Source organism: Citrobacter sp. S55_ASV_140, assembly GCF_018919505.1.
In the GTDB taxonomy this organism is placed as follows: Bacteria; Pseudomonadota; Gammaproteobacteria; order Enterobacterales; family Enterobacteriaceae; genus Citrobacter; species Citrobacter werkmanii.
This window is the reverse complement of sequence record NZ_JAHLQZ010000122.1, coordinates 1-12409: the sequence shown is the minus strand read 5'-3', so window position 1 is coordinate 12409 and position 12409 is coordinate 1. Positions and strand designations below refer to the sequence as shown.

At 52.8% G+C, this 12409-nt stretch carries 10 protein-coding genes and 1 pseudogene; 1 reads left to right on the top strand and 10 read right to left on the bottom strand.

What is annotated here, in order from left to right; genetic code table 11:
* Positions 1-90, bottom strand: a pseudogene (locus KQJ18_RS16465) (LysR family transcriptional regulator); the annotation flags it as partial.
* 405 nt (positions 91-495) lie between these two features.
* Here KQJ18_RS16465 and cobA point away from each other — a divergent pair.
* Positions 496-1284: a uroporphyrinogen-III C-methyltransferase gene (cobA, locus tag KQJ18_RS16460; protein WP_185655588.1), complete on the top strand. Its 789-nt coding sequence runs from the start codon at positions 496-498 to the stop codon at positions 1282-1284.
* On the opposite strand, the gene KQJ18_RS16455 is transcribed toward cobA, so the two are convergent.
* From KQJ18_RS16455 to sdhC, 9 genes are all read right to left on the bottom strand, one after another.
* On the bottom strand, positions 1263-2153 hold the full coding sequence (locus tag KQJ18_RS16455; RefSeq protein ID WP_216422321.1) for a PocR ligand-binding domain-containing protein: 891 nt from the start codon (positions 2151-2153) through the stop codon (positions 1263-1265). The genes cobA and KQJ18_RS16455 overlap by 22 nt on opposite strands.
* A gap of 226 nt (positions 2154-2379) precedes the next feature.
* Positions 2380-3249 (bottom strand): succinate--CoA ligase subunit alpha, encoded by an 870-nt coding sequence (gene sucD, locus KQJ18_RS16450; RefSeq protein ID WP_003022929.1) that lies wholly within the window; start codon positions 3247-3249, stop codon positions 2380-2382.
* Complete coding sequence (sucC, locus tag KQJ18_RS16445) at positions 3249-4415, bottom strand: ADP-forming succinate--CoA ligase subunit beta (protein WP_038638897.1); 1167 nt, start codon at positions 4413-4415, stop codon at positions 3249-3251. Before sucC ends, sucD begins: the two co-directional genes overlap by 1 nt.
* Positions 4416-4506: 91 nt before the next feature.
* Positions 4507-5730, bottom strand: coding sequence for a 2-oxoglutarate dehydrogenase complex dihydrolipoyllysine-residue succinyltransferase (odhB, locus tag KQJ18_RS16440; RefSeq protein ID WP_038638894.1), 1224 nt, complete (start codon positions 5728-5730; stop codon positions 4507-4509).
* Between the two features lie 14 nt (positions 5731-5744).
* The gene (gene sucA / locus KQJ18_RS16435) at positions 5745-8546 is read right to left on the bottom strand and encodes a 2-oxoglutarate dehydrogenase E1 component (RefSeq protein WP_038638891.1); all 2802 of its coding nucleotides are present in this window, start codon (positions 8544-8546) and stop codon (positions 5745-5747) included.
* A gap of 394 nt (positions 8547-8940) precedes the next feature.
* The gene (sdhB, locus tag KQJ18_RS16430) at positions 8941-9657 is read right to left on the bottom strand and encodes a succinate dehydrogenase iron-sulfur subunit SdhB (RefSeq protein WP_038638888.1); all 717 of its coding nucleotides are present in this window, start codon (positions 9655-9657) and stop codon (positions 8941-8943) included.
* 15 nt (positions 9658-9672) lie between these two features.
* A complete protein-coding gene (sdhA, locus tag KQJ18_RS16425) occupies positions 9673-11439 on the bottom strand; it encodes a succinate dehydrogenase flavoprotein subunit (RefSeq protein ID WP_216422319.1) in 1767 nt (588 codons plus the stop codon).
* Complete coding sequence (sdhD, locus tag KQJ18_RS16420) at positions 11439-11786, bottom strand: succinate dehydrogenase membrane anchor subunit (RefSeq protein WP_005122550.1); 348 nt, start codon at positions 11784-11786, stop codon at positions 11439-11441. The genes sdhA and sdhD overlap by 1 nt, the downstream gene beginning before the upstream one ends.
* Complete coding sequence (gene sdhC, locus KQJ18_RS16415; protein WP_042309715.1) at positions 11780-12184, bottom strand: succinate dehydrogenase cytochrome b556 subunit; 405 nt, start codon at positions 12182-12184, stop codon at positions 11780-11782. Before sdhC ends, sdhD begins: the two co-directional genes overlap by 7 nt.
* Positions 12185-12409 lie beyond the last annotated feature (225 nt).

Sequence of the window (12409 nt, the reverse complement as noted above, 5' to 3'; positions counted from 1 at the left end):
CAGCTCTTCAGCAGCCCGGGTATAACTTTCGTGACGCGCAACAACTTCAAAAGTTACCAGCAACTCCGTCTTCGGTATTTTTCCTCTCATAACCTCTTCCATATGCAGCGTACAAAAATAGTTTAATTTATAAAAAATAATTCAAGACACCCAGATAAGCATCGAGAGTTATATTTTATTTCATCCATTGATGTCATTGATCCAATCCATGATTTACTCATACAGATGGCGGATAAATATTAACCAATAATACTCAAGCACAACAATAAACACAATTTAAATAAGGTTAAACCTATGCAAATAGTGCCAATAAGTTCTTAATAATTTTTCAAGTTAACTTGTTTATTGCAGAAAAAACTTTGCGAGATTAATCAATATTATCCATGCGATAATTTTAGATAATTTCACGTTATAACTTACGGGCAAACGACTGCTTTTAATCATTCCTTGATGTAGTTTCTGCCTTTTTTTGTTAGACGTGATAAAGGACACAATGTGAAAACTTTCGGAAAGGTCTGGCTCGTTGGAGCAGGTCCCGGTGATATTTCATTACTCACCCTCAAAGCGATGATGTGCATTAAACAGGCTGATGTCATTATTTACGATCGGCTGGTCAATCCCAAAATTTTGGAATGGGCATTACCTGATTGCCTGCTTATCAATGTCGGCAAAAATCCCGGCTTTCATTGTGTTCCGCAGGATGAAATTAACGCATTACTGGTCCAGTATGCCCAAACACATAACAACATCGTACGCCTGAAAGGGGGCGATCCTTATGTGTTTGGTCGTGGGGCCGAAGAAGTTGAAGATCTTGTTGAAGCGGGTATCCCATTTGAAGTTGTGCCGGGTATCAGTTCTACCATCGGCGGCCTGGCCTATGCCGGGATCCCGGTGACGCATCGCGATTTCGCCTCCGGTTTTCACGTGGTGACAGGCCATACGCGAGAAGGCAACCAGCAGCAGGACTGGCGTCAACTGGCGAAGCTAAATGGCACGCTGGTTATCGTCATGGGAATCGCCAATCTGGCGTTTATTTGCGAAGAACTGTTGATGGGCGGTAAATCAGCAGATACACCCGCAGCGCTAATTATGTCCGCCACCCGAGAGAATCAACGCCGACTAACCTGTACGCTCGGTTCATTACTGAGCAAAGCGCAGGAGGCTAACATTGCACCACCTGCGCTGATTGTTATTGGCGAGGTGGTGACCCTGAGCGATCGACTCTCTTTTATACCGGAGGCCATCACCGTGCCAGAAGATCTTTACTGCGAAAGTCTGGCATGACGAAAAGACTGGGGCGACGTTTGATGCGCCGCCCTGAAAACGCGGCAAAAGTAGCTGGTTTGCGCGTATTGAAGTTTCCGGGCAATACTGTCTATTGAGTGCACGGGATCGTGCAACAACTCCCCCGCTTTTTGCATTTTTTTCTGATTCACCCAGGTTTTAAAATTAACGCCCTGCCGCTTCTTAAAAAATCGGCTGAAATAGTTCGCGCTTAAGCACACATGCGCCGCTACGGATTCCAGGGATAATTCACCATACAAATTTTCATCAATATAACGCAGTGCCGCCAGAAGTTTTTTCTCATGACGAGAAGGTTCAGTGAAATAATGACGAACGTAACGGATCGGTGGGGCGAATATCTGATCGGATTGTCGCTCTTGCTCATAGTTATCAACAATAAAACTTAACAAATTAGCCGATGCCACCAGCGTATTATTATCCACTACCGCAACCTGACCCCATTCAGCTTTTATTTTTGTGTCATCCATCCATGAAAATTTATTATTAATTACGATAGTTTTATATTCCTGATACTTTGACCGGACCTGCCCGCAAACAATAAAACCATAAAGATGCCCTTCATTAATTATTGGCATCGAGAACAAACTTAACCCTGCATGACAGGTGAGTATTCTGGGTTTAAGCTGTTTTAGCCCCTCAAAAGCGCACTGCTTATCGCATTTTTCGCAACCTACACGATACCGCTCATCCGCTCGCATTAATGTGCAGAACGAATTAAAATTATGACAATCCGACAGTGCCTTGCCGTGAATATCAATCACGACCGCGGCTAACCCGGTCGCGCGAGAGAATACTTCGGCTATCGAGAAAAAAACGTGTAAATAGTCATTCTGGATTTTCAGCGGCACGCTCTCCTCCGGCACTCATGATATTAAAGCCGGTAATATGCAGAATTTAATCAAGAGAAAGAATGATGCTGACCGCAAAAAATAATCTCATTTATGAATATGATTATGATCGAATCGCAAGAGAATAGACGGCAGAAAACAAAAAAGGCCATCATCAGATGGCCAACCATGTCGAAACGGGACCAGCCCTTGACCATGCAGATAGTCAGGGCTGTTTTTTTACTTCTTACTTAATAACGGTTTTCAGCGCTTCGCCGATATCGGCCAGGCTGCGAACGGTTTTCACGCCAGCAGCTTCCAGAGCCGCGAATTTCTCGTCAGCGGTACCTTTACCACCGGCGATGATCGCACCGGCGTGGCCCATACGTTTTCCTTTCGGCGCGGTTACGCCCGCGATGTAGCCGACAACTGGCTTGGTGACGTGATCTTTAATGTACGCCGCCGCTTCTTCTTCCGCGCTACCGCCGATCTCGCCGATCATCACGATCGCTTCAGTCTGCGGATCTTCCTGGAACAGCTTCAGAATGTCGATGAAGTTAGAGCCTGGAATCGGGTCGCCGCCGATACCGACACAGGTGGACTGGCCGAAACCGTAGTCGGTGGTCTGCTTAACCGCTTCATAGGTCAGCGTACCGGAACGGGAAACGATACCCACTTTACCCGGCTTGTGAATGTGACCCGGCATGATGCCGATTTTGCATTCGCCCGGGGTGATCACGCCTGGGCAGTTCGGGCCGATCATGCGCACGCCCGCTTCGTCCAGCTTCACCTTCACGGTCAGCATATCCAGCGTCGGGATACCTTCGGTGATGGTGATAATCAGTTTGATGCCTGCATCAATTGCTTCCAGGATGGAGTCTTTGCAGAATGGCGCCGGAACGTAGATCACAGTGGCCGTTGCGCCGGTCGCTTCTACCGCTTCACGCACGGTGTTAAACACCGGCAGACCCAGGTGAGTGGTGCCGCCTTTGCCTGGCGTTACGCCGCCAACCATCTGAGTACCGTAAGCAATCGCCTGTTCGGAGTGGAATGTCCCCTGGCTACCGGTGAAGCCCTGGCAGATAACCTTGGTATCTTTATTAATTAAAACTGACATTATTTCCCCTCCACTGCGGCAACAACCTGCTGAGCTGCATCCGTCAGACTTTTCGCTGCAATAATATTCAGGCCGCTATCAGCCAGTTTTTTCGCGCCGAGTTCGGCGTTGTTGCCTTCCAGACGAACGACAACCGGAACGTTAACGCCCACTTCCGCTACCGCGCCGATGATACCGTCAGCGATCAGGTCGCAACGTACGATACCGCCGAAGATGTTAACCAGTACGGCTTTTACATTGTCATCGGAGAGGATGATTTTGAACGCTTCGGTCACGCGCTCTTTGGTCGCGCCGCCGCCCACGTCGAGGAAGTTAGCCGGTTCGCCGCCGTGCAGTTTAACGATATCCATGGTGCCCATTGCCAGGCCCGCGCCGTTAACCATACAGCCGATGTTGCCGTCCAGCGCAACGTAGTTCAGTTCCCACTGTGCCGCCTGCGCTTCACGCGGATCTTCCTGAGACTGGTCGCGCATTTCACGCAGGTCAGCCTGGCGGAACAGCGCGTTGCCGTCAGCGCCCAGTTTGCCGTCGAGGCAGATCAGGTCGCCCTGTTTGGTCACTACCAGCGGGTTGATTTCGATCAGCGCCAGGTCACGCTCCAGGAAGATAGTCGCCAGGCCCATGAAGATCTTGGTGAACTGCTGAACCTGTTTACCTTCCAGACCCAGTTTGAACGCCAGCTCGCGTCCCTGGTAGGGCATCGGGCCTGCCAGCGGATCCAGCGCCACTTTGTGGATCAGGTGTGGGGTTTCTTCCGCCACTTTTTCAATTTCCACGCCGCCTTCGGTAGAGGCCATAAAGACCACGCGACGGGAGCTACGGTCAACCACTGCGCCGAGGTAAAGTTCTTTACCGATATCGGTCGCCGCTTCAACCAGGATCTGATTTACCGGTTGGCCATTCGCGTCTGTCTGGTAAGTCACCAGACGTTTCCCCAGCCAGTGCTCAGCAAAAGCGCGAATGTCTTCTTTGCTGTTAACAACCTTCACACCGCCCGCTTTACCACGGCCACCAGCGTGAACCTGACATTTCACTACCCACGGGCCTGCGCCGATTTTAGATGCGGCTTCTTCAGCTTCACGCGGAGTATTACAGGCATAACCCACCGGTGCCGGTAAGCCATAGCGGGCAAAAAGTTGTTTTGCCTGATATTCATGTAAGTTCATGTGTTCTGTCCATCCTTCAGGTAATCGTTATCTTTTACCCGTAGGCCTGATAAGGCGTCCAGACCTACGGGGCAGGTGATACTCTTTTTCGTTACACGTCCAGCAGCAGACGCGTTGGATCTTCCAGCAACTCTTTAATGGTTACCAGGAAGCCTACTGACTCACGACCATCGATCAGACGGTGATCGTAAGACAGCGCCAGATACATCATCGGCAGGATTTCAACCTTGCCGTCTACCGCCATCGGACGATCTTTGATGGCATGCATACCCAGGATGGCGCTCTGCGGTGGGTTGATAATCGGCGTAGACATCAGGGAACCGAACACACCGCCATTAGTGATGGTGAAGTTACCGCCCGTCAGATCTTCAACCGTCAACTTGCCGTCGCGACCTTTTACTGCCAGCTCTTTAATGTTCTTCTCAATGTCAGCCATACCCAGCAGATCCACATCACGCAGGACCGGCGTTACCAGGCCGCGCGGCGTGGAGACCGCCATGCTGACATCAAAATAGTTGTGGTACACCACGTCATCGCCATCGATAGAGGCGTTGACTTCCGGATAGCGTTTCAGCGCTTCAACCACCGCTTTCACGTAGAAAGACATAAAGCCCAGACGGATACCGTGGCGTTTCTCGAACGCGTCGCCGTACTGCTTACGCAGGTCCATAATCGGCTTCATGTTGACTTCGTTGAACGTCGTCAGCATGGCGGTGGAGTTTTTCGCTTCCAGCAGACGTTCGGCGACGCGTTTGCGTAGACGAGTCATCGGAACACGTTTTTCGCCACGCGCACCCAGTTGAGGCTGAGGCGCAGGCGCGGCGGCTGGCGCTTTGGCTTCGGCTGTTGCTGCCGGCGCTTTGGCCAGATGCTTTTCCACATCTTCGCGGGTAATGCGGCCACCAACGCCAGTGCCTTTGATGGCGCTGGCTTCGAGGTTATGTTCACCGAGCAGGCGACGGATCGCCGGGCTCAGGGCATCGTTGTTCTGCTCAGTAAGCGACGCCTGCTGGCGCTGTGCCGGAGTCGAATCTTTCTCTTCAGACTTGGCGCTGGTCTCTTTACCCGCGCTGTTGCCTTCACGCAGGCGACCGAGGATCTGGCGAGAGGTGACGGTTGTCCCTTCATCTTCCAGAACCGCATCAAGGATACCGTCCGCTGATGCCGGTACTTCCAGTACCACTTTGTCAGTTTCGATTTCTACCAGTACTTCATCACGACGTACTGCATCGCCCGGTTTTTTGTGCCAGGTTGCAACCGTTGCATCCGCTACGGATTCAGGCAGGTCGGGAACAAGAATATCTACGCTACTCATTATTTATCCTTTATTTAATCGACGTTCAGCGCGTCATTAACCAGATCTTGTTGCTGTTTCTGGTGAACGGACATATACCCTACTGCCGGAGAGGCAGAGGCCGGGCGACCTGCATAACGCAGAGCGGACCCAAATGGAATCACTTCACGGAAATGATGCTGACTGCAGTACCATGCGCCCTGGTTGAGCGGCTCTTCCTGGCACCAGACAAAATCATGTACGTGAGCGAACGGTTTCAGCGCTTCCTGTACCGCTTTATGCGGGAACGGATAGAGCTGTTCGATGCGCACAATGGCAACATCTTTTTGATCATTCTTGCGGCGTTGCTCCAGCAGGTCGTAATAAACCTTACCAGAACACATCACGACACGCTTCACGCCTTTCGGATCAAGCTCATCGACTTCGCCAATGGCCGGCAGGAAGGTGCCATTTGCCAGTTCATCCAGCGTAGAGACCGCCAGCGGATGGCGCAGCAGCGACTTCGGCGACATCACCACCAGTGGACGGCGCATACCGCGCAGCGCCTGACGACGCAGCATGTGGTACACCTGTGCCGGGGTAGACGGGACGCAAACCTGCATGTTTTGCTCAGCGCAAAGTTGCAGATAACGTTCCAGACGCGCGGAGGAGTGCTCCGGACCCTGACCTTCGTAGCCGTGCGGCAGCAGCATAACCAGACCGCACATACGACCCCATTTCTGTTCGCCGGAAGAGATGAACTGATCGATAACGACCTGAGCACCGTTGGCGAAGTCACCGAACTGCGCTTCCCAGATGGTCAGCGTGCGCGGTTCCGCCGTGGCATAGCCGTATTCAAACGCCAGCACTGCTTCTTCAGACAGTACGGAGTCCCATACGCGGAACGTGCCCTGGCCGTTATGCACATGCTGCAGCGGCGTGTAGGTTGAACCGTTCGCCTGGTTATGAATTACCGCGTGACGGTGGAAGAAGGTTCCGCGACCGGAGTCTTCACCCGACAGACGAACCGGAATGCCTTCGTCAACCAGCGTGGCGTAAGCCAGATTCTCTGCGCCACCCCAGTCGAACAGCTTCTCGCCTGCGGCCATGGCCTGACGATCGCCGTAAATTTTGGCAACGCGCGACTGCATTTCAACCGCTTCAGGGACAGTGCTGATGCGTTTAGCCAGCTCCTGCAGACGCTTCATCTCAACTTTGTTCGGGTAGCTTTCGTCCCATTCGTGGTTGAGATATGGCGACCAGGTGAAGGAGTGCATGTTCATTGGACGCCACTCTTTCACTACACACTCGCCAGCATCCAGCGCATCGCGATACAGGTTGACCATTTCGGTCGCATCTTCCAGCGTGGCGACTTTGTCCGCTTCCAGCTTGTCGGCGTAGATTTTGCGCGGCGTCGGATGCTTTTTGATTTTCTGATACATCAGCGGCTGGGTTGCGCTCGGCTCGTCGGCTTCGTTGTGGCCGTGACGGCGGTAGCACACCAGATCGATGAAGACATCGCGTTTGAAGGTATTACGGAAGTCCAGCGCCAGACGCGTGACGAAAGCGACCGCTTCCGGGTCATCCGCATTGACGTGGAAAATCGGCGCCTGAACCATCTTACCGATGTCGGTGCAGTATGGGGTAGAACGCGCATCCAACGGGTTAGAGGTGGTGAAGCCCACCTGGTTGTTGATAACGATGCGAACGGTACCGCCCACTTCGTAACCACGCGCTTTCGACATGTTCAGGGTTTCCTGAACCACGCCCTGCCCGGTGACTGCCGCATCGCCGTGAATGGTGATAGGCAGGACTTTATTGCTGCTCGGCTCATCCAGACGATCCAGACGCGCACGGACGGAACCGATTACCACCGGGCTAACAATTTCCAGGTGCGACGGGTTAAACGCCAGCGCCAGGTGTACCAGACCGCCTTCGGTTTCGATATCCGATGAGAAGCCCATGTGGTACTTCACGTCGCCAGTGCCGAGGTGTTCTTTATGTTTGCCCGCGAATTCGTCGAACAGATCCTGCGGCTTTTTACCCAGCACGTTGACCAGTACGTTCAGACGACCACGGTGCGCCATGCCCAGCACCACTTCACGCGTACCGCTGTTGCCCGCGTGGCGGATCATCTCTTTGAGCATCGGGATTAACGCATCACCGCCTTCCAGCGAGAAGCGTTTCGCGCCCGGGAACTTCGCGCCCAGGTAGCGTTCCAGGCCTTCCGCAGCGGTCAGTTCGCTGAGGAAGCGTTTTTTCTCTTCGCTACTGAACGCGGCACGGCCAGACTCGATGCGCTGCTGAAGCCAGCGTTTTTCTTCGGTGCTGGTGATGTGCATATACTCGGCACCAATCGGACCGCAGTAGGTTTGTTTCAGCGCAACAACCAGGTCGCTCAGCTTCATCGTGTCTTTGCCGCCGGCAAAAGAACCTACGTTAAAGCTTTCCTGAAAATCCGCATCGGTCAGATCGTGGAAAGACGGATCCAGATCGGCCACTTTCTCTTGCTGCCACAGTCCCAGCGGATCGAGATTCGCATGTTGATGACCGCGGAAACGGTAGGCATTAATGAGCTGCAGGACTTTAACCTGCTTCACATTGGCATCAGGGTCGGAAATAGAAGAAGAGTAACGTGGGGTAATCAACGCCTGCCGACGGAAATAATCACGTGTTTTTGAGTGGAGTTGATCCGGTTTGACTCCGGTGCCAGGTAACTGCTGGAACGTCGAACGCCAGTTAGCATCTACCGAGTCAGGGTCGGTTAAGAAGTCTTCATAGAGCTGTTCTATCCAGCTCTGGTTCGAGCCAGAGAGGTAAGAAGAGTCCAACCAGGCTTTCAAAGCGCTGTTCTGCATCGTGATCCCTTAAGCATCTTTTCTGCTTATTTAATACTCTAAATAGGTCACGTTTCAGGAAGGCGGCAAGCTTGCGAATCCCTGGGAGCTTACATCCAGTAAGTGACCGGGGTGAGCAAGTGCAGCCAACGCACATGCAACGTGAACTATGACGAGTATTTCGCCGTGGATACTACCACGCACACCGATGTGCGTGCCGGGGTTCACTTGTTGCGGACTGTCGTGTCATCTGCGTCCGCTAAGGAACCTTTAAAAACTGTCTAATAATATGGCAGTTTTTAGAGGTTTCCTGCACTTCTATTGCCCGATGGCGCGTAGCTTTCAGGCCTACAAGGTACGTAACCCGTAGGCCGGATAAGACGGTACGTCGCCATCCGGCAACCACTACAACAACTTACGCACTACGCTTGAGCAGCATCGACTTAATATGGCCGATAGCGCGCGTCGGGTTCAGCCCCTTAGGACATACGCTGACGCAGTTCATGATGCTGTGACAGCGGAATACGCTGAAAGCATCACTTAAACCTTCCAGGCGGCTGTCAGTCTCGGTATCGCGGCTGTCAATCAGGAAGCGATACGCGGCCAGCAGACCTGCCGGACCGATGAACTTGTCCGGATTCCACCAGAATGATGGGCAGGACGTTGAGCAGCATGCACACAAAATACATTCATACAGCCCATCGAGCTTCTCACGCTGCTCTGGCATTTGTAAATGCTCACGAGCCGGTGGATTTTTCCCATTATTCAACAAGTAAGGCTTAATCTTCTCATACTGTGCGTAGAATTGTCCCATGTCTACCACCAAATCGCGCACAACCGGTAAACCCGGCAGCGGGCGAATGACAATCTTCTTGCCCGGCTGATTCAGCGCAGAAACAGGTGTGATACAGGCCAGTCCATTTTTGCCGTTCATGTTCAGACCGTCAGAGCCGCAGACCCCTTCACGGCAGGAACGACGAAACGACAGCGACGGATCTTTTTCCTTCAGCTGCATTAACGCATCCAGCAGCATCATGTCGCGCCCTTCTTCCGCCTCCAGGGTGTAATCCTGCATACGCGGAGCATCGTCAACATCCGGGTTATAGCGATAAACTGAAAACTCGAGTTTCATTGTCCTGTCTCCGCATTAATAAGTACGAATCTTCGGCGGGAATGCCGGGCGCAGCTTCGGTTCCATATTGACTTGACGTCGCGTCATGGTTTCCGACTCTGGCAGATACAGGGAATGGCACAGCCAGTTTTCATCATCACGTTCCGGGAAGTCGAAGCGGCTATGCGCGCCACGGCTTTCGGTACGGAAGTTTGCAGAGACTGCGGTGGCGTAAGCGGTTTCCATCAGGTTATCCAGCTCCAGACACTCAACGCGCTGAGTGTTAAATTCACTGGAGGTATCATCCAGACGGGCGTTTTTCAGACGCTCACGAATCGCTTTCAGCTCTTCCAGTCCTTTCGCCATCGCATCGCCTTCGCGGAATACCGAGAAGTTATGCTGCATACATTCCTGCAGCGCTTTGCGAATGGCCACTGGATCTTCGCCGTTACGATTGCCGTTCCAGCGATTCAGACGGGCCAGAGAAGCATCGATCTCATCTTCCGTCGCATCCAGCAGGTTGCCCTGTTCCGCGATAGATTCCTGCAGATGCAGACCTACCGCACGACCAAAGACCACCAGATCCAGCAGCGAGTTGCCGCCCAGACGGTTGGCGCCGTGAACCGATACGCAGGCGATTTCGCCTACCGCAAACAGCCCCGGAATCACCACATCTTCGCCCTGCTCGTTTACGGTCAACGCCTGACCGGTTACTTTGGTCGGGATACCGCCCATCATATAGTGACAGGTAGGAATTACCGGGATCGGCTCTTTCACCGGGTCAACGTGGGCAAACGTACGAGACAGTTCGAGAATACCCGGCAGCCGGGACTCCAGCACTTCTTTACCCAGATGATCGAGTTTCAGCTTGGCGTGCGGACCCCATGGGCCATCACAGCCGCGGCCTTCACGGATTTCGATCATAATGGAACGCGCCACCACGTCACGACCCGCCAGATCTTTCGCATTCGGGGCATAACGCTCCATGAAGCGCTCGCCGTGTTTGTTCAGCAGATAGCCGCCTTCACCGCGGCAGCCTTCTGTGACCAGCACGCCCGCGCCGGCGATACCGGTGGGGTGGAACTGCCACATCTCCATATCCTGCACGGGCACGCCAGCGCGGATAGCCATACCGACGCCGTCACCGGTATTGATGTGGGCGTTAGTAGTGGATTGATAAATACGGCCTGCGCCGCCGGTCGCCAGTACGGTTGCGCGGGCTTTAAAGTAAACCACTTCACCGGTTTCGATACACAGTGCGGTACAACCGACAATCGCGCCGTCAGCGTTCTTTACCAGGTCCAACGCATACCACTCAGAAAAGATGGTGGTGTGGTTTTTCAGGTTCTGCTGATACAGGGTATGCAGTAGCGCGTGGCCGGTACGGTCTGCCGCTGCGGCGGTACGTGCCGCCTGCTCGCCGCCGAAGTTTTTCGACTGACCGCCAAACGGACGTTGATAAATGGTGCCATTATCGAGACGAGAGAACGGCAGGCCCATATGGTCCAGCTCCAGAATCGCTTCCGGGCCGGTTTTACACATATATTCAATTGCGTCCTGATCGCCAATGTAGTCCGACCCTTTGACGGTGTCGTACATGTGCCATTCCCAGTTATCTTCATGGGTATTACCGAGCGCCACGGTGATGCCACCCTGCGCGGATACGGTATGGGAACGGGTTGGAAATACTTTGGAGAGCAGCGCACAGGTCTGTCCGCTCTGGGAAATTTGCAGCGCCGCGCGCATACCTGCGCCACCGGCACCAATCACAACAGCATCAAATTCTCTGACTGGCAGTTTCATTACACACCCCACACCACAACAAATCCATAAATGACGTAAACCACCAGCGCAACGACGATAGCCAGTTGCAGAATCAGGCGTACAGCCAGCGGTTTAACGTAGTCGGTCAACACCTGCCACATGCCAATCCAGGCATGAATCAAGATGGAAAAAAGCGCCAGCAGGGTGAAAACTTTGGTGAATGCCGATGAGAAGAAACCGGTCCAGACTTCAAAGGTCAACTCGCCGCTGGTGGCGAAGAAGCCGACCATATAGATGATGTATAACGTCAGAACGATAGCGGTAGCACGGACCAGAATGAAGTCATGTACGCCGTTGCGTCCTAATGCGGAGGCGTTGCTTACCATACGAGGACTCCTGCGAGAAGTGAAAGCACGACAATGATAACGAAACAAATTTTGGCGGAGCGTGTCCCTGCTTCGAGGGTTTCTTCGATATAGCCAAAATCCATCAACAGATGGCGAATGCCCATTACGGCGTGATAGGCCAGCGCAATCAGGATCCCCCACATGATTAACTCCACAAAGAAGTTATTCATAATGGATGACGCCGTGAGGAAACCTTCAGGGGAGGAAAGGCTGGTACCCAATAACCACAACAGAATCCCGACCGCCACGAAGGTGATCACTCCGGAAACGCGATGGAGAATGGACGCTATCGCCGTGATTGGGAACCGGATCGTTTGCAGATCCAGATTGACAGGTCTTTGTTTTTTCACATTTCTTATCATGAATAACGCCCACATGCTGTTCTTATTATTCCCTTTGGACTTCGGGCACAGAAGATAAGACTTCTGTAGTCTGAAAGACGCCGGGATTTCCTTCCTCCGGTCTGCTTGCGGGTCAGACAGCGTCCTTACTATAACTACGCGTCATATAAAACACTGCTTCCAGTTGCTAAAACGACACGTTACAACGCTGGTTGGCTCGGGATTGCAGGGTATTCCGGAGACCTGGCGGCAGTATAGGAC

Excerpts from the sequence above, each read along its gene's own strand:
- sucD (WP_003022929.1), bottom strand. The coding sequence starts at position 3,249 with ATGTCAGTTTTAATTAATAAAGATACCAAGGTTATCTGCCAGGGCTTC.
- sucC (WP_038638897.1), bottom strand. The coding sequence starts at position 4,415 with ATGAACTTACATGAATATCAGGCAAAACAACTTTTTGCCCGCTATGGC.
- odhB (WP_038638894.1), bottom strand. The coding sequence starts at position 5,730 with ATGAGTAGCGTAGATATTCTTGTTCCCGACCTGCCTGAATCCGTAGCG.
- sucA (WP_038638891.1), bottom strand. The coding sequence starts at position 8,546 with ATGCAGAACAGCGCTTTGAAAGCCTGGTTGGACTCTTCTTACCTCTCT.
- sdhB (WP_038638888.1), bottom strand. The coding sequence starts at position 9,657 with ATGAAACTCGAGTTTTCAGTTTATCGCTATAACCCGGATGTTGACGAT.
- sdhA (WP_216422319.1), bottom strand. The coding sequence starts at position 11,439 with ATGAAACTGCCAGTCAGAGAATTTGATGCTGTTGTGATTGGTGCCGGT.
- sdhD (WP_005122550.1), bottom strand. The coding sequence starts at position 11,786 with ATGGTAAGCAACGCCTCCGCATTAGGACGCAACGGCGTACATGACTTC.
- sdhC (WP_042309715.1), bottom strand. The coding sequence starts at position 12,184 with ATGTGGGCGTTATTCATGATAAGAAATGTGAAAAAACAAAGACCTGTC.